The sequence below is a fragment of the Escherichia sp. E4736 genome (genome assembly GCF_005781225.1).
Taxonomy (GTDB): Bacteria; Pseudomonadota; Gammaproteobacteria; order Enterobacterales; family Enterobacteriaceae; genus Escherichia.
The window spans coordinates 1-23,605 of record NZ_VATT01000040.1 but is presented as its reverse complement, the minus strand read 5'-3'; the positions used below and the strand labels follow the sequence as shown (position 1 = coordinate 23,605).

The 23,605-nt window shown below is 52.4% G+C and carries 22 protein-coding genes and 1 pseudogene; all 23 read left to right on the top strand.

Features of this window, described 5'->3' with window-relative positions:
- Positions 1–2 precede the first annotated feature (2 nt).
- On the top strand, positions 3–2,669 hold the full coding sequence (gene tssH, locus FEK46_RS21915) for a type VI secretion system ATPase TssH (RefSeq protein WP_240731144.1): 2,667 nt from the start codon (positions 3–5) through the stop codon (positions 2,667–2,669).
- Positions 2,670–2,681: 12 nt separating this feature from the next.
- Positions 2,682–2,885, top strand: coding sequence for a hypothetical protein (locus FEK46_RS21910; RefSeq protein ID WP_240725786.1), 204 nt, complete (start codon positions 2,682–2,684; stop codon positions 2,883–2,885).
- Positions 2,886–2,887: 2 nt separating this feature from the next.
- Positions 2,888–3,178 (top strand): hypothetical protein, encoded by a 291-nt coding sequence (locus FEK46_RS21905; protein ID WP_130209735.1) that lies wholly within the window; start codon positions 2,888–2,890, stop codon positions 3,176–3,178.
- Between the two features lie 61 nt (positions 3,179–3,239).
- Complete coding sequence (gene tssB / locus FEK46_RS21900) at positions 3,240–3,785, top strand: type VI secretion system contractile sheath small subunit (RefSeq protein WP_130209733.1); 546 nt, start codon at positions 3,240–3,242, stop codon at positions 3,783–3,785.
- Between the two features lie 24 nt (positions 3,786–3,809).
- Positions 3,810–5,324 carry a type VI secretion system contractile sheath large subunit gene (tssC, locus tag FEK46_RS21895; RefSeq protein ID WP_165489004.1) on the top strand — a complete coding sequence of 505 codons (1,515 nt, stop codon included), beginning with the start codon at positions 3,810–3,812 and terminating at the stop codon, positions 5,322–5,324.
- Positions 5,325–5,374: 50 nt separating this feature from the next.
- Entirely contained in the window at positions 5,375–5,782 is a 408-nt protein-coding gene (locus tag FEK46_RS21890) for a BPSL0067 family protein (RefSeq protein WP_042102253.1), read from the top strand.
- A 12-nt stretch (positions 5,783–5,794) separates the two neighbouring features.
- The gene (locus FEK46_RS24015; RefSeq protein ID WP_072018659.1) at positions 5,795–6,247 is read left to right on the top strand and encodes an STY0301 family protein; all 453 of its coding nucleotides are present in this window, start codon (positions 5,795–5,797) and stop codon (positions 6,245–6,247) included.
- Positions 6,248–6,426: 179 nt separating this feature from the next.
- A complete protein-coding gene (locus tag FEK46_RS21880) occupies positions 6,427–6,912 on the top strand; it encodes an Hcp family type VI secretion system effector (RefSeq protein ID WP_000312804.1) in 486 nt (161 codons plus the stop codon).
- A gap of 67 nt (positions 6,913–6,979) precedes the next feature.
- Positions 6,980–7,513: a type VI secretion system lipoprotein TssJ gene (gene tssJ / locus FEK46_RS21875; RefSeq protein WP_130209761.1), complete on the top strand. Its 534-nt coding sequence runs from the start codon at positions 6,980–6,982 to the stop codon at positions 7,511–7,513.
- A gap of 3 nt (positions 7,514–7,516) precedes the next feature.
- Entirely contained in the window at positions 7,517–8,860 is a 1,344-nt protein-coding gene (tssK, locus tag FEK46_RS21870; RefSeq protein WP_135560126.1) for a type VI secretion system baseplate subunit TssK, read from the top strand.
- The gene (tssL, locus tag FEK46_RS21865; protein ID WP_135560127.1) at positions 8,857–10,158 is read left to right on the top strand and encodes a type VI secretion system protein TssL, long form; all 1,302 of its coding nucleotides are present in this window, start codon (positions 8,857–8,859) and stop codon (positions 10,156–10,158) included. The genes tssK and tssL overlap by 4 nt, the downstream gene beginning before the upstream one ends.
- 7 nt (positions 10,159–10,165) lie before the next feature.
- Positions 10,166–10,840 (top strand): hypothetical protein, encoded by a 675-nt coding sequence (locus FEK46_RS21860; RefSeq protein ID WP_135560128.1) that lies wholly within the window; start codon positions 10,166–10,168, stop codon positions 10,838–10,840.
- Positions 10,841–10,890: 50 nt separating this feature from the next.
- On the top strand, positions 10,891–11,136 hold the full coding sequence (locus FEK46_RS21855; RefSeq protein WP_135406095.1) for a hypothetical protein: 246 nt from the start codon (positions 10,891–10,893) through the stop codon (positions 11,134–11,136).
- Positions 11,136–15,002, top strand: coding sequence for a type VI secretion system membrane subunit TssM (tssM, locus tag FEK46_RS21850; RefSeq protein ID WP_135560129.1), 3,867 nt, complete (start codon positions 11,136–11,138; stop codon positions 15,000–15,002). The genes FEK46_RS21855 and tssM overlap by 1 nt, the downstream gene beginning before the upstream one ends.
- Complete coding sequence (locus FEK46_RS21845; protein ID WP_135560130.1) at positions 15,002–15,772, top strand: TagF domain-containing protein; 771 nt, start codon at positions 15,002–15,004, stop codon at positions 15,770–15,772. The genes tssM and FEK46_RS21845 overlap by 1 nt, the downstream gene beginning before the upstream one ends.
- 27 nt (positions 15,773–15,799) lie before the next feature.
- The gene (locus tag FEK46_RS21840; RefSeq protein WP_240731143.1) at positions 15,800–16,234 is read left to right on the top strand and encodes a glucosaminidase domain-containing protein; all 435 of its coding nucleotides are present in this window, start codon (positions 15,800–15,802) and stop codon (positions 16,232–16,234) included.
- A gap of 21 nt (positions 16,235–16,255) precedes the next feature.
- Entirely contained in the window at positions 16,256–16,729 is a 474-nt protein-coding gene (locus FEK46_RS21835; protein WP_089522469.1) for a hypothetical protein, read from the top strand.
- A gap of 42 nt (positions 16,730–16,771) precedes the next feature.
- A pseudogene (locus FEK46_RS23850) lies at positions 16,772–16,867 on the top strand (cytoplasmic protein); the annotation flags it as partial.
- A 192-nt stretch (positions 16,868–17,059) separates the two neighbouring features.
- Complete coding sequence (locus tag FEK46_RS21825) at positions 17,060–17,794, top strand: hypothetical protein (protein WP_135560131.1); 735 nt, start codon at positions 17,060–17,062, stop codon at positions 17,792–17,794.
- On the top strand, positions 17,791–18,162 hold the full coding sequence (locus FEK46_RS21820; protein WP_089621603.1) for a hypothetical protein: 372 nt from the start codon (positions 17,791–17,793) through the stop codon (positions 18,160–18,162). Before FEK46_RS21825 ends, FEK46_RS21820 begins: the two co-directional genes overlap by 4 nt.
- 24 nt (positions 18,163–18,186) lie before the next feature.
- Positions 18,187–20,400 carry a type VI secretion system tip protein TssI/VgrG gene (gene tssI, locus FEK46_RS21815; RefSeq protein WP_135560132.1) on the top strand — a complete coding sequence of 738 codons (2,214 nt, stop codon included), beginning with the start codon at positions 18,187–18,189 and terminating at the stop codon, positions 20,398–20,400.
- Positions 20,401–20,423: 23 nt separating this feature from the next.
- A complete protein-coding gene (locus FEK46_RS21810; protein ID WP_130209707.1) occupies positions 20,424–20,867 on the top strand; it encodes a DcrB-related protein in 444 nt (147 codons plus the stop codon).
- Positions 20,868–20,887: 20 nt separating this feature from the next.
- A partial coding sequence (locus tag FEK46_RS21805) for a DUF6531 domain-containing protein (protein WP_138194814.1) occupies positions 20,888–23,605 on the top strand: 2,718 nt, incomplete at its 3' end.

The following is a 23,605-nucleotide window of genomic DNA, read 5'->3' as shown; positions in this document are numbered from 1 at the left end:
ATATTCAAGCCTATCTCTTATCTGGAGATACAGCTACTGTCCGGTGTTTCTGGGGGCTACATCAATATGGAAAGCTAACAAGACCTTTATTTCGGTCTTTAGAATCTGCGACAACGTTCTGTAAATTGCGCGCTAACCCTTATGTCGAACTGATACATTGGTTGCATCAGCTAATACAACAACCAGAGAATGATATTCACAATGTACTTCGACATTACCAAATAACATCTGCTGATGTTGAGACGGCGTTAATTCAGCAATTGAATATATTACCTTCCGGCGCGAGTGTAATTAGCGATTTTTCCCACCACATCGATCTTTCTGTTGAGAAAGCCTGGATGTTGGCAAGTATCCGCTTTGGTGATCAAAAAATTCGTAGTGGTTGGTTACTACTTGCCTGGTTAACCACACCAGAATTATATCGAGTGTTAAAAAAGATCTGTGCGCCACTAGCTGCGCTGCCGGTAGATGAATTGTTAGATATTCTTCCATCTTTAATCACATCATCTCCTGAAATAACAGAAATGCCATATGACGGTTCGGATTTGAATTCTGCTGTTCCGGGGGAAGCAAGTCAGGTATTTCCGAGCGAATCAGCCGGGAGCAAATCCGCATTGGCGAAATACTGCCAGGACATGACAGCACTGGCGCGTGAAGGTGGTATCGATCCGGTCACCGGTCGCGGGCACGAGATCCGTACCATGACGGATATTCTACTGCGTCGTCGCCAGAACAATCCCCTGCTAACCGGTGAGGCCGGCGTTGGGAAAACGGCAGTGGTGGAGGGATTCGCGCTGGCGATTGTTAAGAGTGAAGTGCCGCCTTCATTGCGTAATGTACGGCTGCTGTCGCTGGATGTCGGGGCGTTGCTAGCCGGGGCGTCCATGAAGGGCGAATTTGAATCCCGTCTGAAGGCGCTGCTGGCAGAAGCTGCGCGCTCACCGCAGCCGGTGATTTTGTTTGTCGATGAAGTTCACACCCTGGTGGGCGCTGGTGGTTCATCCGGTACAGGTGACGCCGCCAACCTGCTGAAACCGGCGCTGGCGCGCGGCAGCCTGCGCACCATCGGCGCAACCACCTGGAGTGAGTACAAACGGCATATTGAGAAAGATCCAGCATTGACCCGGCGTTTTCAGGTGTTACAGGTCGCAGAGCCGGAAGAGGTTGCTGCTGTTGAGATGGTCCGCGGGTTAGTCAACACGCTGGAAAAACACCATGACGTCCTGATCCTTGATGAGGCCGTGCGCGCCGCTGTACAGCTTTCTCACCGTTACATTCCGGCCCGGCAGCTACCGGATAAGGCCATTAGTCTGCTGGATACGGCGGCGGCCCGTGTGGCGTTGTCGCTCCATACCCCGCCTGCGAAAGTCCAGTATTTGCGTCAGCAGCTCAACGCTGCCGAACTGGAGCGGGAGTTGTTATTAAAGCAGGAAAAAATGGGTATCCGCGCAGAGCGGGGCGACACACTGGCGACACGGATCGCATCATTGAATACAGACCTTTCTGACACCGAAGAGCGCTGGCAGCAGGAACTGGAGTTGGTTCATACCTTACAAAAACAACGTTCAGCAGAACCTGACGAGCATGACGAAACCGCGTTGCAACAGTCGGAAGTGGCATTAAGAGGTTGGCAGGGCGAAAACCCCGTCGTTTTCCCGGAAGTCAATGCGGCAGTAGTCGCCGCCATTGTCTCCGACTGGACCGGTATTCCCGCCGGCCGCATGGTGAAAGATGAGGCCAGCCAGATTCTGGAACTACCCGCACGTCTGGCGCAGCGTGTTACCGGACAGATGGACGCGCTGGCACAGATTGGCGAGCGAATCCAGACCGCGCGGGCTGGTTTAGCTGATCCGCGTAAACCAGTAGGGGTATTTTTACTTGCCGGGCCGTCTGGTGTCGGTAAGACCGAAACCGCGCTGGCGTTGGCGGAATCTATCTATGGTGGTGAGCAGAACCTGAGCACCATCAATATGAGCGAGTTTCAGGAGTCGCACACCGTCTCCACGCTGAAGGGGGCTCCGCCCGGCTACGTGGGCTATGGCGAAGGTGGCGTGCTGACGGAAGCCGTACGCCGTCACCCCTGGAGTGTGGTGCTGCTGGATGAAATTGAAAAAGCCCATCACGACGTACACGAGTTGTTCTACCAGGTATTCGATAAAGGAGCGATGGAGGACGGCGAAGGTGTTCACATCGATTTCAAAAATACCACGTTATTGTTGACTACTAATGCTGGGGCAGAACTTATCAGCCAACTCTGTGAGGATCCGGCGCTGATGCCCGATTCGGCAGGGTTAAAAGAGGCGTTAATGCCAGAGCTACGCAAACACTTCCCGGCGGCTTTCTTGGGGCGTGTGACGGTTATTCCTTATTTACCGCTGGATGAGACGGCGCGTGGCGTTATTGCCCGTCTGCATCTCGATAGGCTGAAAGATCGAATGGTGGAGCAGCATGGTGTTTCACTGGTGTATGGCGATGAACTGATTACGCATATTGTGTCGCGCTGCCCGATGCACGAAACCGGCGCTCGTTTGCTCATCGGCTATATCGAACAACATATCCTCCCACAACTGTCCCGTTACTGGTTGCAGGCGATGACAGAGAAAACTGCCATCACGCAAATCCGCATTCGTGTTGATGACGATGAACAGGTTATTTTTGAAACGGATTAATGGAGCATCCTTATGGCAAAAGAATTAAGTGGTGCACTGTGGGTCAGTCGCTTTACTGGAAGTTCTTCCACCAATGATTTGCAGGGAGCTTTTCGTGCATCGGTTGATAATTTCTTGCGCGCGTCTGGTAATGCGCATTCAAGGGGCCGTATTTCTGCAACATATCGTCCTCCTGCCAGAGCATATCTCATGCACGGGTCAATTGATGGACATTAAATATGACTTTTCGTTATTCGGCGTTGTGGACATTTCTGTTAATGATGTTCGCTTTCTGTGTTCAGGGGGAACCGCCTTTACCACAGGATGTGCAGCATTTTCTGAGTGATGCGGAAATGTGCCAGCATCTTGCTGGTGAATGGGACAGTTCTTTACCAGAGAAGGATAAAAGAGACATCGAAAAGGGGGTTGATACCTGGTGTCCTCCGGCGAAGAAATCACTCCCTGTACTGCGGGAAAAGTACAAAGAAAACAAAGAGATTATAAAAATACTCTCTGCGTATGATTTTTAAACTGTACCGTCGAATCACACCCCGGGTGGTCGTCGGCTGACTGATAAGGAAATGAAGGATTATGGCTATCAACAATAGCGCGCAGAAGTTTATTGCCCGCAACCGAGCGCCCCGAGTGCAGATTGAGTATGACGTTGAGATTTACGGCTCCGAGAAAAAAATCGAGCTGCCGTTTGTCATGGCAGTGCTGGCCGATCTGGCCGGTAAACCACGTGAAGAGCTGCCATCGGTCACCGACCGTAAATTCCTTGATATTGATATCGATAACTTTAATGAACGTATGAAAGCCATCGCGCCGCGCGTGGCGTTTGCTGTCCCCAATACGTTGACGGGCGAAGGGCAGTTAATGGTCGATATCACGCTGGAGAATATGGACGATTTCTCGCCTGCGCAGATTGCCCGTAAGGTGGATGCCCTGAACCAGCTGCTGGAAGCACGTACTCAGCTTGCCAACCTGCAAACCTACATGGATGGTAAAGCGGGAGCAGAAAATCTGATCAACAAACTATTACAAGACCCGACGTTACTGAAAGCTCTGGCCAGCGCGCCAAAACCTGTCGTTCAACAGGAAAGTGTCTTATCAGGTGAAACGGGAACAGCAGACTAACTGCGATTTTATTAAGGAACTTTCATGGTAAACGATACACTTCTGGCGACTGGCGACCTCTCTGCTGCGCAAACCACTGCCTATCAGGAAACGGAATTTGATTCGCTGCTGGATAAAGCCTTCCGTCCCAAGACTCCTCAGGCTGCAAAGGCTGTTGAGGCGGCAGTTCAGACGCTGGCCCAACAGGCTCTGACAAATACGGTCACTGTTAGTGATGATGCTTATAAAAGTATTGCAGCAATTATTGAGCAGATCGATTTCAAATTAACTGAGCAGATCAAACTAATCCTGAGTCATCCGGAATTTCAGAAACTGGAGTCCTCCTGGCGTGGGATGGAACATTTGGTTTACAACACCGAAACCGATGAAAAATTAAAAATCCGCTTTATGAACCTTTCGAAGGATGAATTGCGGAAAAATATGAAGCGTTACAAAGGGATCGCGTGGGATCAAAGCCCCATGTTCAAAAAGTTGTATGAGGCCGAATATGGGCAGTTAGGCGGAGAACCTTATGGTTGTATTATTGCGGATTATTATTTTGATCACACACCACCGGATGTGGATCTGCTCGGCTCCATTGCCAAAGTGGCAGCCTCAGCCCATGCGCCGTTTATTGCCGGGGCCTCTCCGTCAGTGTTACAGATGGACTCCTGGCAGGAACTGGCTAACCCGCGTGACCTGACCAAAATTGTGACCCAAAACCTCGAATACGCACCGTGGAACTCGCTGCGAAAAAGTGAGGATTCTCGCTACATTGGCCTGACGATGCCACGTTTTCTCTCCCGTTTGCCTTATGGCGCGAAAACAAACCCTGTCGATGAGTTTGATTTTGAAGAAGATGCAGATGGCGCAGACCACAGCAAATATGTCTGGAGCAATGCCGCCTATGCAATGGGTGTAAATATCAACCGTTCTTTCAAACATTACGGTTGGTGTACGTTGATCCGTGGTGTGGAATCTGGTGGAGCGGTGGAAAATCTGCCCTGTCATACCTTCCCGACCGATGACGGCGGCGTGGATATGAAATGCCCGACAGAAATTGCCATCTCTGACCGTCGTGAAGCTGAACTGGCGAAAAATGGTTTTATCCCACTTATCCACCGTAAAAACTCTGATTACGCCGCCTTTATTGGCGCGCAGTCTCTGCAAAAACCGCAAGAGTATTACGATCCGGACGCAACGGCCAATGCCAATCTCTCAGCTCGTTTGCCATATCTGTTCGCCTGTTCACGGTTTGCGCACTTCCTCAAATGTATCGTGCGCGACAAGATCGGCTCGTTCAAAGAGCGTGAAGATATGCAGCGCTGGCTCAATGAATGGATCATGAACTACGTTGATGCCGATCCGGTGAACTCCTCGCAGGAAACCAAAGCTCGCCGCCCGCTGGCAGCTGCCGAAGTGGTGGTGGAAGAGGTGGAGGGGAATCCGGGCTATTACGACGCCAAATTCTTCCTGCGCCCGCATTTTCAGCTTGAAGGGTTAACAGGATCACTGCGTCTGGTGACAAAACTGCCGTCAGTAAAACAGGGTAATGCCTGATTTTTATGAATATTTTAATGAATGATGCCGGGTAATACTCTGGGGGATATATGGCATATGTTTATGGACTGGTAGATTCATTGCAGGGCACTGACATGGTGGGAATGGCGGGGGCAGGAGACAGAAAGGAATGTGTGTTCTTAGTTCAGGTATATGCACATGTGGGGAATACTGGAGCCTGGAAGCAGGGGCGAAAGGTTTTTGGGGATAAATCGATCCCCAGAGGAACAGCAATTGCCACTTTTGTTAACGGAAAGTATCCCTCGAGGCAGAATGAGCATAAGCATGCCGCTTTCTATCTGGAACAGGATAGTCAGTATATTTATGTTATGGACCAGTGGACAGGTAAAACCACGAAAGTCTCTGCACGCCCTATTTCCCGAAAAGGTGGAATGCGCAGCGATGGAACATATCCTGATGCCAGTAATAATGCGGAAGCTTTTTATATTATTGAGTAGAGGATAGATTCAATGGGGACACGTTTTATTTTTTCTCTGTTGTTGGGTTTTATGTTGTTTTATTCACAATTTGTTACTGCGTGGGAAGTCAGTTGCCCCGTGTTTATCAATATAAAATCCTCAACAACAGTACTGGAGCCAGATATATCTGCATCGTGGCAGAGATCTTCCCGCTATGAACCCCGTCTGTGGTTGGACGGGGTAGGGATGTCGCAGGGAAAACCTGAAAATCGGGTGGATCTAAAACCAGAGACAGAGACAATAAAGGGTGAAACCAGGCAAATATGGGATACCACAATGGCCAGTAATCAGAATAGTGAACGTTACTGGGTTTCCTGTATTTATAACCATGGACAGGTTTGGTTATCACAACCTGTCCCTGCATTGGCGACACAGTGCCAGGCATCTTCTTTGCCGGGGCAGCGGGTACCAGGAGAGTCATCGGTATCTGTGACATGTAAATAGAAGTAATACATTCATTTTGTGAATTAATGACGTGCCGGTATCTCATTACCGGAAATTATATAGCCTTCTATTCTTCTGAAATTAAGGAGAGGGGGTTCTGTACGGCCATGGTTTACCTGAATTCATATGCGAAGATAAACCAGGGATTATTTTAAGTAATTCTTAATAAGGAAATGAAAATGGCTTATGATATTTTTCTGAAAATTGACGGCATTGACGGCGAGTCAATGGATGACAAACATAAAAATGAAATTGAGGTGCTGAGCTGGCGCTGGAATATCCACCAGGAGTCCACCATGCACGCAGGTAGCGGTCTGGGATCCGGCAAAGTCTCCGTGACTAACCTGGAGTTTGAACATTACATCGATCGCGCTAGCCCGAACCTGTTCAAATACTGCGCCTCTGGTAAGCATATTCCGAAGTCCATCCTTGTCATGCGCAAAGCAGGCGGCAATCCGCTGGAATACCTCAAATATACCTTCACTGACCTGATTGTGGCTGTTGTTTCCCCCAGTGGTAGTAAGGAGGGTGAGATCGCCTCCCGCGAGAGAGTCGAACTCTCTTTCAGCACCGTGAAGCAGGAATACGTGGTGCAGAACCAGCAGGGTGGCAGTGGCGGCACTATCACGGCAGGTTACGATTTCAAAGCTAACAAAGAAATTTAAGCAATATTTTCCCGGCCAGGTATATAGCCTGGCCGGTTTTTATTATTTGATTTTAAAGGAAATTACAGTGAATAAATGGCGTAACCCCGGTGGGTGGTTATGTGCGGTAGCTTTGTCTTTTGTCTGCCTGCTTTCCGGGTGCAGCATTGACAGCGACGATGTGCCGGAGCTGATGTCACAAAGACTCGATCTGGTGGTTAAGGCTTCCGATAAGGTGAATCCTGACAATCAGAAAAAAGCCGCGCCCATAGAGATACGCGTTTATGAACTGAAAAATGATGCAGCTTTCATAGCGGCGGACTGGTGGTCCCTTCAGGACAATGACAAAGCTGTTCTTGCCGATGATTTACTCCACCGCGACAGCTTTATCTTGCGCCCGGGCGAGGAGAAAAAGCTGCGTCGTGCTCTCAATAAAGAAACCATGGCACTGGGGATCCTCGCCGGCTATCGCAATCTGGGAAAATCAGTCTGGCGGGCCACGTATAAAATTCCTGATCCCCCGGAAAAAAGCTGGTACAGCCGCTTTATGCCGAAGAAAAAAGTCGAACTGGATGCCGGTATAGAGCAAAGCGCTATAGTGATTAAAGAACGGGATGAGTAAATTATGAGTTGGAATAACCGTGTGGTCTGGAGTGAAGGACAATTTTTGCTGCCACAGATGTTTCAGCAGCAGGAACGCTATCTGGAACATATCATTCATTACCGCAGTTTGCCGCTTTCGCCTTTTTTCTGGGGCTTCAGTGAATACGGCATTGATAGTGAGGCGCTGAACATCGGAAAACTGGTACTCACGAAGGCTTCCGGAGTGTTTGCCGACGGTACGCCGTTTAATGCGCCGGGTCACACACCACTACCGCCGCCTCTGACCATCCTACCAGAGCACCTTAACCAGTTGATTTATCTGGCAGTGCCAATACGTACGCCGAACAGTGAAGAAACCAGCTTCGGCAATAACCCGGAATCACTGGCACGCTTTTCGGTGCATGAAAATGAAATCCGCGATGCCAACTCTCTGGGGCGCGGCGCACAACTGTTGCAACTTAGCCACCTGCGCCTGCGACTGTTGCCGGAAAAGGCGGTGACAGATGCGTGGATCGGTTTGCCCCTGACGCGCATTACGACGATACATCCTGATGGACGCATCGAGCTTGACAACGATCTGATCCCGCCGGTGGCAAATTACCAGGCAAGCACACTGATATGTACGTGGCTGTCGTGGATCAACGATTTGATAAAAATGCGCGCAGATTCACTGGCGCAACGGTTGACGGGCAGCGATAAACACGGCCATGAGGCGGCAGAGGTATCGGATTACCTGCTTCTGCAAATTCTCAATCGTTTCGGCCCCTTACTGATTCATATGGCGAAAACGCCGCTGTCGCCGGAAGTGCTCTATCGGAACCTGTGTGAACTGGCTGGGGAACTCTCTACCTACGTACGGCCACAGACGCGCCGTCCGGAAGAATATAAAGAATATAAGCACCTGACGCCCTATGCCGGGCTGAAATCGGTAGTGGATGAGGTGCAGTACCTGCTGAATGCTGTGCTGATCCGCGGAGCGCAGCGAATCACTCTGGAGGAGGGAACTTACGGTATTCTCAATGCGGTGGTTGAGCCTTCCGAACTGTCAGATTTCAGCTCATTAGTGTTGGCGGTGAAGGCGCATATGTCCGCAGACACCTTACTGCAACATTTTTCGGCCCAGACCAAAATAGGGCCGTCCGAACGCCTGCCGGAATTGATTCGCTCGCACCTGCCGGGTCTTGCTTTACAGGTATTGCCGGTGCCGCCGCGTCAGATCCCGTTCCAGGCTGGCTACATCTATTACGACATCCACCGCGACGGTGTGCTGTGGGAACATATCGCCCGCTATGGCGGTATGGCGATGCACACCGCCGGAGAATTTCCGGGGCTGGAGTTGGAGTTGTGGGGAGTTCGCGATAAATGACCGACGAGATTCTGACGCCACCTGCGGTGAATACCCTGTCATTCCAGCCATCAGCGGGTGGCACAAAGTCGCCTGATAATGACATCCAGGACAGCCTTCGTGGGGAAGATATAAAGGTGGTGGTTGAAGATGGCCCGGATATGAAGCTTCGTCTGGCCGAAATTACTGCTGCCGTGAATCCTCTACTGGCAGCGGCCAGCCCGTTGCTATGCGCACTGGCGCAAATGCCCCGCGAACTTTCCCCTGGTTTTGTCGAACATTACCGTGTCCTACTGGAGCGTGAAGTTCGTAGATACCAGACGCTGTGTGATCAGGCAAACCTGCGGCGCGAACATGTGCTGGCGGTGCGCTATTGCCTGTGTACGTCGCTTGACGAAGCTGCCAACAACACCACCTGGGGGCGTCGTGGTGTTTGGGCTGGAAAAAGCCTGCTGGTTACTTTTCATGGCGAAAGTGAAGGCGGCATCAAGCTATTTCAGATAATTGGGCGTCTGGCCGCAAGTTTCCAGGAGCACAGCGATGTGCTGGAAATCATATACCACATTCTGGGGCTGGGTTTTGAAGGTCGCTACAGCGTTCGGCCCGACGGGCGTAAGCAACTGGACGATATCCGTCAGCAACTGTTGACCCAATTGGTCCAGCGCCGCGATCCGATAACGCCGACGCTCTCACCGGGGTTTACCGGTGCCGTCAGCGGACGGATGCGGCGGATGCGCCGGATGCCGGTCTGGCTGAGTGCAGGAATAGCTCTGTTGGTGATGCTGACGGTATTTGGCCTTTATAGCCACCGGATGGATCTCGCCACAGAAACCGTACAGCAACGTATCGACGCCATAGGTAAACACCTGCCGCCACCGCCCGTTCCGGTGCACAAACTGCGGCTGAAAATCCTGCTGGCGAACGAAATCGCGCGTGGCCTGCTAACGGTTGAGGAAGATGAGCACCACAGTCGGGTGGTATTCCGTGGCGACACGATGTTTGTACCGGGGCAGAAAACCGTGAATGACACGTTGCGCCCGGTGATTGATAAGGCCGCGCGGGAGATTGCGCGAGTGGGCGGTGCCGTGACGGTGACCGGCCATACCGACAGCCAACCGATCCACTCCGCTGATTTCCCGTCCAACCAGGTGTTGTCGGAAAAACGTGCGGCAGAAGTAGCTTCGCTGCTGACATCTGGTGGCGTTCCGGCTAGCCGAATTCGGGGTGTCGGTAAAGGGGATACTATGCCGGTGGCTGATAATAGTACTAAAACTGGACGAGCGCAGAATCGCCGGGTGGAAATTCTGGTGGTGGAGTGAATTAATAATGGAAAAGCTAGAGTGTAATGCGTCTAACCATTCGCCAGTGTGGGGAGTAACAGAATTTATATTCTGGAAACTGGCGCCTAAAAAATGGGGGGGAGGCGTAGCATTTGGGCGTTATTTTAAAGATGGTTGGGTGAAGCATAACTGTCTTTTGATCAATGCAGCTGCAAATGCCTGGCATTTACCTGCCCCCTTACTTGCTGGAGTTTGTTGGATTGAAGTAGGGGGAGATCCTCAGATTATAGACACGCTGGCATTTGAATTTCGTGCTATGAGTTGGAGTGGGCCTGAGTGGATTGATGAACATATCACAATAACTTCGAGACCAGAAAAAACATCTTTTGGTGCAGTGAGTATGCAATTGCGAACCGCAGCCAGAACGCTTGGGCTTGATGAGTCAAAAATGGATACCTCTCAATTGCGTGAACTGGCAAATTGCCTCCAGCATGATATTTTTAATATTCAGCTTGTGGCCAGACATCTTTATCAATTAGCTGAAAGAGATGGATTTCAGTCCTCCTTACCACACCTGACGGAAGAGCAGATAAGAATTATTGGTGCCCGTTATAACCGGGGTATGTCGCTTACCATGGAGAAAATAAAGGAAGATACCAGTTATGGAAATTTTATTGTCAACAACTGGTTGCATTTCTCTAATTTACTCATCGCCCATTAGGAGTCTTCGTGAGAAGAATAATTCAGATATCAGGATGGTTGTTATTCATTATGGGTCTGATCATCATCATGCTTTTTTCCGGGAATGAGTATCAATGGATGCAGGATATGGATCCTTCAATGACAGCGTTGCCTCAGGGAAATGGGAACAGAGAAATAATCAAAATGTTGATTTATTTTATTTTGATAATTGTTCAGATTGCTCTTTATTTTCTTTCAGTAGCCCGTACTGGAAGGATTTTTTCAGCTTGCGGCATTTTGCTATTACTGATTATCGCATGGAGTTCTGAACAATAATGCAAAAATTTCTCAGTATGCTGTTTTCCCGCCGCGCGCTGGCCATTGTTGGCGTGGTGATGCTGGCGTTGCTGATCTGGTTTATTGGGCCGCTGGTGGCGTTTGACACCCTGCATCCGCTCGCGTCCGTGGGAAGTCGGGTAGTCACCATCGTTCTGTTACTGATGTTCCTCGCACTGTGGCTGGTTAACTGGTCGATGAGCATCATTGGCGTGACGGTTCTGTGCCTTGTCATCGGTTTTGTTTCACCCCTGCTGGCCTTCGGTAATGTTCATCCATTTGCGCCGCTGTGGCTGCGTCTGTCGCTTATCGGCCTGATCCTGCTGTCTTATGCGCTGTATGGCCTGTACCGGCTGTGGCGAGCGCTGCGTCTGGATGAACAACTGCTACGCCGTTTCCTGCATCCGCGTGGGGAAGATGTACCTGTGGCAGGGGAAATTAAAGCCGACCTGCGTACCGTCAGCCATATTGTCACTCGCGCCATCCGGCAACTGAAACAACTGCGCGTAGACCTGCCCGGCTGGCGTAAAGTCCTGGAAGGAAAGCGTTTTCTGTACGAGCTGCCGTGGTTTATGGTTATCGGCAGCCCCGGCGATGGTAAAACCACCGCGCTGCTTAACACCGGGCTACAGTTTCCGCTGGCGGAGCAGATGGAGCAGACCGCGCATATCCTCACCGTGCCGGGCGGCGGCACGCTGCACTGCGACTGGTGGTTTACCAACGAGGCGGTGCTTATCGACACCGCCGGGCGCTATGCCCGCCACGATGATGGCGGTGAAATCAGTGCAACCCAGCGCAACGCAGGGGAATGGCAGGGCTTTCTGGGGCTGCTGCGCAAACACCGTCCTGGCGCGCCGCTGAACGGCGTTATCCTGACGCTAAACGTGGCGGATCTGACCGCGCAGTCCCCGGCGGAACGACTGGCTGCCTGTGCGGCTCTGCGTGCGCGGCTGGCTGAACTGCGTGAGACGCTGGGTATTCGTTTCCCGGTTTATCTGGTTGTCACTAAGATGGATCTGCTGCCGGGCTTTACGGAGTATTTCCGTGGGCTGACCAGTCACCTGCGTGCCCAGGTCTGGGGCTTCACCCTGCCATACAGCCGCAGGCGTCACGCCAGCGATCCGCAGTCGTTGCATGCGCTCTGTGGCCAGGAACTGGCAAATCTGACGCTGCGGCTGGAGCAGGGGCTGGATACCCGGTTGCAGGAAGAGTACGACCTTAAAAGCCGTCAACGGCTCTACCGCTTTCCGCGCGAATTTTCCGCGCTGGGCGCGCCGCTGCTGGAAGCCATTGAACAGATTTTCCTCGATTCAAAATTTGACGCCACCCAGCTTAACAACACCCTACGCGGCGTATTTTTTACCAGCGCCGCACAGGCGCAGGCAGACGCGGTGGCCGATCAGACGGGCATCTGGCAGCGCTTTGTCCGGGCGATCAAAGGGAAAGTGGAGTCACCTTCTCATACCTTACCGGACGGCAACCGCAGCTATTTTCTGCATGATCTACTGACCCAGTTTATCTTCCGTGAAGCACACCTGGTGGAGCCGAATCTTCAATGGGCCTGGCGTTATCGCCTGCTGCGTACTGGCGGGCATCTGCTGGTACTAGCGTTGGCTTTCTGGTTGTGGCAGGGAATGCAGGGCAGCCAGCAGGGTAACAGCGGCTATCTGAATGAAATCGCCAGCAGGACGGTCCAACTGGATGGTGACGTCAAAGCCTATACCGGAAAACCTGCTATGCAGCCTGTCCCAGTCCTGTTGAACCAGGCACGGGCGCTCTCTGCCTGGCCGGGGCTGGACCCGGACTCACCGCCGTTGGACTGGCGTTATGGTCTTTACAGCGTTCCGCCAGTGATGGAGAGCGTGGCATCCTTGTATGACCGCCTGCTGGACCAACTCCTGTTGCCGTCACTGGTGAAGCGCATGGAATATGTGCTTTCAGATGCCATTGCTCGTCAGGACAGCAAAGCCGCGTATGACGTTCTGCATGTTTATCTGCTGCTGAATCTTGATAAAGACCACGAGGACAAATACAACGCAGCGGAGATCCACACCTGGGTACTGAACGATCTGGAAAACCGCGATAGCGTGGCGGAGTTCGGCGGCCGTGCAGCGGTGCTGGAACATATCGACGCCCTGTTTGACGGCAGCCGCGTGGTGCATTCGCCTTATGACAAAGATGAGGGACTGATCCGCATGGCGCGGGCTTTCCTTGACGGTCATACCAGCACCGAGCGTATCTATACTCGAGCCCTGGCTTCCATGGAGAGCGAAGCACCGCAGGAGTTTTCGCTGGTTCGCGCGGTGGGCGCGGATGCGGGGACGGTTTTTGTCCGCACGGATGGCGCGCCGCTGGATAGGGGCGTGCCCGGCATCTTTACTCGCGAAGGCTACCGGGAACTGTTCGACAAACGGCTGTCGGAGTTTGTCGCCTCCGCATCAGCGGACGACGCTTGGGTAATGGGCCGGGAAAACGCGCAAAAAAAAACGACTGATATTGTGATGAGCCAGTTGCCGGGGCAGGAACTCCCTGTTACCCGTGAGGTACGCCGCCTGTACCTGGCTGAATATGCCCGCCACTGGCAGGATTTTCTGGCTAGTATTCACAGCATCAACAGTGCCGGCGAAGACAGTAGTCCCGGACTGGCGTATGACCTTCAGGTGCTTCGCACACTGGCCTCGCCTGACTCACCTCTGATGCGCCTGAGTAAAGCGGTGGTGGAGCAGACCACGCTGGTACCGCCGCTGGATGCGCAGGCCAGACAAAAACAGATGGCCCAGCGCGCGCAGGACCGGCTCTCCGGTAATGCGGGTAAAGCAGTGCAGACGGCAAAGCTGTTGCAGGATATCCACCCGGAAGAGCGGCTGGAAAAATCGCTGGTGGATGACCGTTTCGCCGCCCTGCGGGAAGTGGTTTCCGGGCGGACGGACAGCGGACAGGGCGGCGGCGCACCGCAGTTAAATTCGCTACTGACGATGCTCAATGAGTATTACACCCAGCTCACCATCGCCGACAGCGCGCTAGCGGCGAGCACCCTACCGGGGCGCATTTCGGCGGCGGATAAACTACAACTGGAAGCGGCAAAACTGCCCGCACCGCTGAAAAATATTCTGCTGGATCTCACGCAGCAGGGAACGCGAAAGATCAACGCCGGCACCGGTGAAGTGCTGAACGCGCAGATGGAAGCGGTGATCGGCGATGAGTGCCGTGATGCCATTGACGGGCGCTACCCCTTCACCGATAGCCCGCAGGAAGTCAGCGCGGACGATTTTAACCGTATCTTTGCTAGCGGCGGTGTGCTGGATGCCTTCTGGACGAAGCAACTGGCCCCGCTGGCGGATACCGCCAGCAACCCGTGGCGCTACAAACCGACCGAAGGCAACATGACCTTACAGGGACCGGACCTGATGCCATTTCAGGAGGCGAAACAGATCCGCAGCGTTTTTTTTAATGGGGAAGGCGGGAAAAAGTTTTCCTGGGCGATGCAGGTCCGCGTCGTGGATATGGACCCTGCAATCACTGAACTGGTGATTGATATCGACGGCCAGGTGCTGCGTTACGCTCATGGCCCGGTCAGGCCGCTAAAAGTGAACTGGCCGGGGCCGCGCAACGGCTCAATGGCAGAAATCACCGCCAGCCCGCGCATTCGCCAGGACACCTCAACGCTACTGACTAATGGACCGTGGGCGCTGTTTCACCTGCTGGATGCGGGTAAGTCGCAGGAGACGGCGGTACGGGGAACACAGCAGGTGGAGTATAACTTCGACGGGCGGCGGGTGGTGCTGGAAATCACCGCCGGACGGGATTTTGACCCGGTGGATCGCGAGCTGCTGCAAAACTTCAGTTGCCCTACGAGGATTCTCTGATGCGCCGTGCTACGGCAGTATCGGCTCCGGCGATGTTTGGCAGACTACCGGATCAGCGGGACTATGTACGCTGGCGGGTGAGTGCGAACGAAGGGCAGGTGTGGCAGGCGTGGCTGAACCAGCAGACGTGGCTGGGGCAGGGGCGGCATATTGTTCTGCCGGAAGGAACGGATGATGCGAAGGCCGGAATAAATGACGGTTGGATGCACCTGTCACCGCGTGAGAAAACGGCGCTGCCGGAACACCACCCATTGCCGTGGAGTTTTGTTCTGTCGCCGGGATTTTTATCCATTGGCGGGCGTGATGAGTGGCTGACCGGAGTATTGACCGCATCGCGAGACAGCACGGGCAGACCGTGGCCGCTGGTGATTTACCAGCGTGCCGGGCGGGAATGGCTGGAAGAGAGCCTGGATGACACACAGGGCTGGCTGTACTGGCTGGCGCAGTTGACGGCAGCTCATGTCTCACCACAGACAGAACGCTGCGGACGACTGGTGGAGCAGACCGACCAGTTGTGGGCGCTATGGCGACCGGGGCCGCGCTGGGCGCAGTGGCTACGCGGCTTACGACGTGTTCCGCAGCGTAGCCGGGAACTCACCGGCTTGCCGGACGCACCAGTAGTGGAACTGCCCGGTGTGCGCCACCTGCCGTGGCCGAGATGGCCAGAGAAAATACTAACGCAGGCACAACAAGGGCAAGGCTGGTTCTGGCAGCAGAACAGTGAAGGGCGGTATGTGGATGCGCTTCGGCTGGATATCCGGCCGCATTAAAAATAATCAGACAAGGAGTAGTGAATCATGGGGTCTTATGATAAAGCCTGTAATAACACTGGTGCAGTCAGGTTTGTACAGCAATATCTGAAAGAATGTGAATTAATCGCTAAGCAACTTGATGTGCCTGTGGAAAATATCCTGGGGCTTGCCGCAAAGGAGTCCTTTTACGGGCAGGGTCGAATCGCGACAGAATACAATAACTATTTTTCCATGCATGGTCCGGCACCTTTACAGTCAGGGCAGGTTCACCCGCTGGGGAGTAATAAGGTTTGGGTTACCACTTATACCTCTTTTTCAACTAGCGGAAAGTCCTTTGCAATCAGATTTGGTAATGCGGTCAGAAATAAAAAATCCCCAGAGCAATTTGCGAAGGCATTAATTGATTCTGGCTTTAATTCAGGTAAAAGCAGTAATGGCGGCTATACCGGTTACGCCAGTGAGTTAGTGGGAGGTGATTAATATGGTTAAGCGGAGAATAACATGTCCTGTAAATTAATATCAGTATTGCTTTTCATGGTCGTGTCCGTGAATTGTTGTGCTGAAATTCTTATCAGGAATGTGCCGCGGTTTGATCTAACGAATGTTAACCAGTCAGGTCTTACTGAAACACAGGCGCAGGCATTATTGGTTTTTTCACTAAAAAATGAAAAATATAATGTGGAATTGTCTGGGGTTTTTCTTGACGGTTCTCTGAAAGATAAAAAAGGTAACCTGTTTCATCCTGGGTATTTTAGTTTTGGGGTAGGTTATGATTCTCCTTCCGCCGGTGCGACAGATGTGTGGGGACTATTTTCAGTTAGCCCTGTAACTGGTGATATATGGGAAGAGTATTCATGCAGGAGAATCTCATTTCCCGCGCTGCAAAAAATACAAAAAGGAATAATGAAAAAAACCGGAGCAACGTTTGCCAGTGAAGTGGTTCAGCGCCGGGGGCTGGGTTGTACGGATGAGTAGTACATGTCATGGAATTGCCTGCCGTGACCGTGCTGGCTAGCAAAAATGTTAACGCAGGCGCAGCAGGGGCATGGATGGTTCTGGCAGCAGAACAGCAAGGGGCGGTATGTGGATGCTTTGCGACTGGAGAAAAAATAATGTGCCCACGAATGCTGAGAATAGCTATACAAAAATATGACGATAAACGTGCAGATGGGGAAACAAATATACCCATGAACTTCAAGTTGATTGCTATCTGTTTACTTCAGGCTACTCTTGGTCCCATCTGCGTTGGTGGGTAAGCAAGCATCTTCAGGTTTATTGGATATATAGCAATATAAGGAGGTGAATATGGGTAACTCTCAGGATGAGGCTATTCAGCAGGCATACGATGCTTATGACGACTTAATGCTGGATAAACGATATATCAGGGACAATGATGCCTGGGGAGATTTAAAAATTGACCGTGAAAATGGTGCAATCTCATTGTTGCTCAGATGGAAATATAATTGGATAAAAAGATGGGATGCAAAAACTGATTGGACAGATATGGAGAAAAATGCCTTTCATGGGAAAGTTATTTTTGTCATTAATCAAACATGGAATAATAAGATTTTTTTATCCGTTTCTGGGAAGTCTGAGTTTGTCAGTAAGTTTAATGGTAAGGATTTATCTTTCACAATAGAAATAATTCAGACTGATCGGCATGGGTATTGGGATGTGGTGGTGTTTAAAATTGATAATGATGATCCAAATAGTTTTCGTCAAAGTTCCATTGTCTGGAATAGTCGATACGTTGAACTTGACTCTAAAGATATAGTTGCAGCAGCTAAATGCCTTGGTTCATCAAAAATTTGCCATGAGCAAATAGGGCTGTCTCACGAGCTTGGGCATATTATTGGATATCTTACTGATGAATACTATAGTGATGATACAGATAAAGCAACTACACCATTCTCTGGGGACGCCAGTGCGTTAATGAATATTGGTATGGAACTGCGCTCTCGTTATATGGGAAATGTCATTGAGCGGTTAAATAGAATGGTTCCGGGTTCTAATTTTTTTGTGAAAAGCGTAAAAAAATGAAACTAATATACGCTGTGATTATTTTTTTGATAGTGGGTGGGGCGAAAAATAGCATGCCTGATATTCCTGTACATGCTTATCTGAATGCGAGTGGTGTGTATAATAGAGTTGAAGAGAATGTGCTATTAAATAACTATGGTCAGCCAGCGTATGAATTTATAAAGCCTCGTTATAAACTTGTAGGCGAATATTATATAGAAATTGAAAATACCTATCGCTCAACAAATCCTGAATTCAGAAATATCCCCATCAAAGAAATGTTTTGGCATTTGCGGGGGGATTTAAATCTGACATGTTTTTTTCATTATAAAGATGGACAGTGGCGGGTTATTTCTTATTTTTTCTGGCAGCCGGGCGCTAAATTCTAATCCGATATTAAAGGAATAAATATCATGAGTTTTGTATCTACGGGTAATAAATCTGGCAGTAACGGTGGGCCAGCTATCTCCACGCCACTTATAGCCAGAGAAAGTGGTGGTATAAGCCCTGGTTCAGCCGCAACCGATGTAGCTGATGCAGCCGAGCAGATGGCAGAACAGGCCGCGGCGGACCTGTTTGGTGCGTTGCCGGAACCGTCAGGTCTGGTTAAAGCCGCAGTAGCTGCTGCGCAGGCTGCCGCTGCAGCAGCAGGGATATCGGATATGGCTGGTGCAGTTCAGGATGCGGCGGCGTCGATTGCAGCCGGTGGTCCGGGGGCGCATAACGTCACAGTAAGTGGTAGTGCGGTGCCGCCGCAGATGCTTTTGTTTGCAGGCATGAATGGTTCGGAAGGGCTTGGGAATCTGTTTTCCTACACAGTACAGCTTAAAACGCCGGACGCCCTGAACCTGGGGTACGTTTCCCCCGCTGCCAACCTGCCGCTTCAGCCGATGGTGGGCAAAGACCTGTGCGTCAGTATCGAACTGGACGGTGGCGGAAAACGGTATATCAGCGGGCTGGTGACGGCGGCGAGGGTGGTCGGTCATGAGGGCCGTTCGGTAACGTATGAATTACGCATTGAGCCGTGGCTGAAGCTGCTGACCCACACCAGCGACTACAAAGCGTTCCAGAATAAAACCGTGGTGGAGATTCTCGATGAAGTACTGGATGAATATTCCTTTCCGGTGGAAAAGCGGCTGGTGGAAAATTATCCACCCCGCGCCTGGCAGGTGCAGTATGGTAAAACCGACTTCGATTTCATCCAGCGCCTGATGCAGGAATGGGGGATTTACTGGTGGTTTGAGCACAGCGAGAACAGCCACACGCTGGTGCTGGCGGATGCCATCAATGGTCATAAAGCGTGCCCTGACTCGCCGCTGGTGGAGTGGCACCAGGAAGGGCTGAAACTGGATAAGGAATTTATCCACACCATTACGGCCAGTGAGAGGCTGCGTACTGGAAAGTGGGTGATGGACGATTTTGATTTTATGAAGCCTCGTTCGCTGCTTAAAAGTACCGTGGCCAGTCCGCGTGATACCGGTCATGCTGAATACGAGCATTACGAATGGCCTGGTGATTACTTCACTACGGGCGAAGGCGAGATGCTGACGCGCATTCGTATGGAAGCGCAGCGCAGCCCAGGCAGCCGGGCACATGGGGCCGGTCATATCCGTACCCTCATGACCGGGTACACCTTTACATTGATGAATCACCCGACGGCAGAAATTAATCAGGAATACCTGCTGGTACAGACCACGCTGTTTTTACGGGATAATGCGCAGCACAGCGGTCAGGATCAGCATTTTACCTATGTCACCACGTTTGAACTGCACCCCACCAGCGAAGTTTACCGCCCACAACGAACCCTGAGCAAACCCCACACCAAAGGCCCGCAGAGCGCCATCGTCACCGGCCCGGCGGGGCAGGAAATCTGGACGGATAAATATGGCCGGGTGAAGGTGCAGTTTGGCTGGGATCGTTACGGTAACAATGACGAAAACAGCTCCTGCTGGGTCCGTGTCAGCTATCCGTGGGCAGGGAAAGGATTTGGCATGATCCAGATCCCGCGTATTGGCCAGGAAGTACTGGTGGATTTCAAAAACGGCGATCCGGATTTGCCCATCATCGTGGGGCGCACCTATAACCAGGACACCATGCCGCCGTGGGGGCTGCCGGGCATGGCGTCGCAGAGTGGGATATTCAGCCACTCATTGCAGGGAGGGCCGACTAACGGAAATATGCTGCGCTTTGACGATAAAACTGGTGCGGAAGAAGTGAAGTTCCACGCGGAAAAAGACCTGAATACTACGGTAAAAAACAATGAAACCCACACGATCATGGTCGATCGCACAAAAACCATTGTCAAAAATGAAACCATCAGCGTGGGAGAAGACCGTAATGCCACCATCACAAAAAATGATGGTCTTTCCGTCAAACTGGCTCAAACCATCAATGTCGGAACGACATATCGTCTGGATGTTGGCGATCAATTTACCCTTCGTTGCGGCAATGCAGCGCTTGTATTACACAAGGATGGCTCGATTGAGTTTTGCGGAAAACAACTTTTACTGCACACCAGCGATGTTATGCAACTCATTGGCAGTGGCATTGATATGAACCCGGATGGCGGAAAAGCCATTACTGCGGATGATATTGCCCCGTTATCCACTCCGGATGCTTCTGAATAAAAAATAATAAAAGGATTTTATCTATGACCAGCCTTTACCGTATTCAGGAGGGCAGCTTTGCCCTGCCTGAAACTTTTCTTGATCGCACCGTCAATATCTTCGTCCCGTCGGGCAATGAGAGGGCAACTCCCAGTCTGAATATTTCCCGCGATACGCTCAGGTCCGATGAAAACCTGACCACCTATATTGACCGCCAGATAGCCTTGATGAAAAAAAACCTGGGCCAGCACCGGGTACTTTCGCGGGGAACGGCACTGGCGGGAACTGGCGAAGCTGCCATGACAGGTGAACAGATTCTCGCAACTCATCGTTCTGGAAAAACAGAAGTGTACCAGCGTCAAGCCGGGTTTATCACCGGGCCAGCAAAGGTACTGGTGTTGACGCTGACCAGTCAGCGTCCTTTTGATGAGCACACCGACCAGCTATGGACTGCATGGTTGACCAGTTTTCAGCCTGCTAAAAGCTAAAAAAACAGGGAGGTTTTGTCATGTATGAAGCCGCACGGGTGGATGATCCCATCTACCACACCAGCGCCCTTGCCGGGTTTTTGATAGGGGCCATCATAGGTATCGCCATTATTGCCGTCGCCAGCTTTGCTTTTGTTACCTGCGGCTTTTTGGCTGGGCTGATTTTGAGTTTTCTGGCTGATCAGATAGCTTCCGGAGTCCTGCAACTGGGAGAAGCCATCGGGCGCTCGATACATTCCACAGTGGGAAAAATTCTGACCGGTTCTGATAATGTCAGCACCAACAGTCGCCCGGCCGCCCGCGCCGTACTGAGTACGGTGATATGCGAAGACCATTCCCCGGAAATCCGCATTGCCCAGGGTTCCGGCAACATCTACATCAACAGCCAGCCAGCTGCACGCAAGGATGACCACACTGAGTGTGATGCAGTGATTGAGGACGGCTCCCCCAATGTCTTTCTCGGCGGTGGTACACAAACGGTACTGGAAATCAGCCCGGAAATCCCTGACTGGCTGCGTCAGGTGGTGGATGTGCTGTATGTGGTCGCCGGAATGCTTGGCGGACTTGCCGGAGCCGCACGCCAGGCGGCAAAGATGGGGTCGAAATTTGGCACAAAATGCGCGGCCAAATTTATTGGCGGCGAAATTACCGGGATGGCCGTTTCCGAGGTCGCTATGGGGTTGTTCAGTAACCCGGTGGATGTCACTACAGGGCAAAAAATTCTGCTGCCGGAAACGGATTTCACCCTGCCGGGTCGTCTGCCTGTTACCTGTTCGCGCTTTTATGCCAGCCACCTGGAAACTGAAGGATTGCTGGGCAGAGGATGGCGGCTGAACTGGGAAATAATCCTGCGAGCTGATGAGGAACATATCACTCTGATTGGCGGACAAGGTCGGGAGTTAAGTTATCCGAAAGCGATGCTGACACCGGGTCACCAGATATTTGACCCCGAAGAGCAGTTTTACCTTAGCCGCCTGCATGACGGACGCTATGTGCTGCATTACACCGACCGCAGCTACTACGTGTTTGATGAGTTTGATGACCACGGCGTCGCGCCATTACTTTTTATGGAGACACCGTACCGGCAGCGAATTGCTTTCGGGCGTGAGAACGGCAGGCTGGTGCGGGTGGCTTCCAGCAGCGGGCACCATCTGTTACTGCACCGCACAATGACGCCGGCAGGGGAAAGACTTTCGCATATTGAACTGGTGAAAGGCGGGCGTCCCGGTAACCTGGTGGAATATCGCTACGACGATAACGGGCAACTGACTGGCGTGGTGAACGGGGCCGGTGTGACGGTACGCCAGTTTGCCTATGAAAATGGCCTGATGACAGAGCACCGCAACGCGACGGGCTTTACCTGTACCTACCGCTGGGAAGAGATTGAGGGGGTTCCCAGGGTGGTGGAGCACTCAACCAGCGACGGTGAGGATTACCGGTTCCACTATGATTTTGCTGGTGGGCAGACGGTGGTAACTGGCAGGCCGGAGCAGAAGTGGCAGTGGTGGTTTGATGAAGATACGTATGTGACTGCTCACCGGACGCCGGGCGGCGGAATGTACCGCTTCAGGTACAACGAAAACCATTTTCCGGTAGCGGTGGAACTCCCCGGCGAATGCAGGGTAACGCTGGAATACGACACCCTGAGCCGGGTGGTGAAAGAGACGGACCCGGCAGGGCGGGTGACACAGACGCAGTGGAACGGCAGCTTTGCTGAAATCACGCGCCGGGCACTGGATGACGACCACGTATGGAAGGCGGATTACAACGAACACGGTCAGGTGATACGGGAGACAGACCCGGAAGGACGCGTCACGCGCTACGGGTATGATGAACAGGGGCTGGCGGTCAGCCGCACGGATGCGCGGGGCGGCGAGGTTGCGCTGGCGCACGATGCGCGCGGTCAACTGACGCGTTACACCGACTGTTCGGGGCGCGCCACGGGTTATGAATACGATGAAGACGGCAATCTGACGGCGGTGACGGACGCGGAAGGGAAAACGGTACGCATCAGCTATAACCGTCTGGGGCTGCCGGAGACGGTCAGCCACCCCGGTAAACAGCAGGACCGTTACACCTGGAACGCGCTGGGGTTACTGAGCAGCCACCGTCGCATCACGGGCAGCGTACAGTCCTGGCAGTATACGCCGCGCGGGCTGCTGGCGCTCCATACGGATGAAGAGAAACGGGAGACGCGCTGGCATTATACCGCGGAGGGATGGATTGCCAGCCTGAGCAACGGCAACGGGGCGCTTTACCGGTTCAGCTACGACGGCGACGGACGGCTGACGGGAGAACAGCGCCCGGACGGCCTGATACGGATGTTTGTGCTGAATGCGGGCGGGTATCCGGTCATCATCCAGACGCAGGGTACAGAAGGCGGGATGCTTAATGAGCGGCAGGAGCGTGATGTGCTGGGCCGCCTGCTGCGCAGTGACACGCAGCACAGTACACGGACCTTCAGCTACAACCGTCTTGACCAGATAACGGAAGTGACGCTCACCCCGACGGAAGAAGGGGAACGGCTGCACCACATGCAGGCGGACAGGGTGCGCTTTGATTATGACCGCAGCGGGTGGCTGACGGCAGAGCACAGCGTGCACGGCAGCATAAAGTACCGGCGTGACGCGCTGGGCAATCCCACCGACATTACCCTGCCGGACGGGCAGCATCTCAGCCATCTTTACTACGGCAGCGGGCATCTGCTCCAGACGGCACTGGACGGTATCACGGTCAGT

Bases quoted from the DNA above. Each gene is read 5' to 3' on its own strand.
- FEK46_RS21880 (WP_000312804.1), top strand. From the start codon at position 6,427: ATGGCTTATGATATTTTTCTGAAAATTGACGGCATTGACGGCGAGTCA.
- FEK46_RS21855 (WP_135406095.1), top strand. From the start codon at position 10,891: ATGGGTCTGATCATCATCATGCTTTTTTCCGGGAATGAGTATCAATGG.
- FEK46_RS21810 (WP_130209707.1), top strand. From the start codon at position 20,424: ATGACCAGCCTTTACCGTATTCAGGAGGGCAGCTTTGCCCTGCCTGAA.
- FEK46_RS21890 (WP_042102253.1), top strand. From the start codon at position 5,375: ATGGCATATGTTTATGGACTGGTAGATTCATTGCAGGGCACTGACATG.
- FEK46_RS21825 (WP_135560131.1), top strand. From the start codon at position 17,060: ATGGGTAACTCTCAGGATGAGGCTATTCAGCAGGCATACGATGCTTAT.
- FEK46_RS21905 (WP_130209735.1), top strand. From the start codon at position 2,888: ATGACTTTTCGTTATTCGGCGTTGTGGACATTTCTGTTAATGATGTTC.
- FEK46_RS21845 (WP_135560130.1), top strand. From the start codon at position 15,002: ATGCGCCGTGCTACGGCAGTATCGGCTCCGGCGATGTTTGGCAGACTA.
- tssM (WP_135560129.1), top strand. From the start codon at position 11,136: ATGCAAAAATTTCTCAGTATGCTGTTTTCCCGCCGCGCGCTGGCCATT.
- tssB (WP_130209733.1), top strand. From the start codon at position 3,240: ATGGCTATCAACAATAGCGCGCAGAAGTTTATTGCCCGCAACCGAGCG.
- tssK (WP_135560126.1), top strand. From the start codon at position 7,517: ATGAGTTGGAATAACCGTGTGGTCTGGAGTGAAGGACAATTTTTGCTG.
- FEK46_RS21910 (WP_240725786.1), top strand. From the start codon at position 2,682: ATGGCAAAAGAATTAAGTGGTGCACTGTGGGTCAGTCGCTTTACTGGA.
- tssI (WP_135560132.1), top strand. From the start codon at position 18,187: ATGAGTTTTGTATCTACGGGTAATAAATCTGGCAGTAACGGTGGGCCA.
- FEK46_RS21860 (WP_135560128.1), top strand. From the start codon at position 10,166: ATGGAAAAGCTAGAGTGTAATGCGTCTAACCATTCGCCAGTGTGGGGA.
- FEK46_RS21840 (WP_240731143.1), top strand. From the start codon at position 15,800: ATGGGGTCTTATGATAAAGCCTGTAATAACACTGGTGCAGTCAGGTTT.
- tssC (WP_165489004.1), top strand. From the start codon at position 3,810: ATGGTAAACGATACACTTCTGGCGACTGGCGACCTCTCTGCTGCGCAA.
- tssL (WP_135560127.1), top strand. From the start codon at position 8,857: ATGACCGACGAGATTCTGACGCCACCTGCGGTGAATACCCTGTCATTC.
- FEK46_RS21835 (WP_089522469.1), top strand. From the start codon at position 16,256: ATGTCCTGTAAATTAATATCAGTATTGCTTTTCATGGTCGTGTCCGTG.
- FEK46_RS24015 (WP_072018659.1), top strand. From the start codon at position 5,795: ATGGGGACACGTTTTATTTTTTCTCTGTTGTTGGGTTTTATGTTGTTT.
- FEK46_RS21820 (WP_089621603.1), top strand. From the start codon at position 17,791: ATGAAACTAATATACGCTGTGATTATTTTTTTGATAGTGGGTGGGGCG.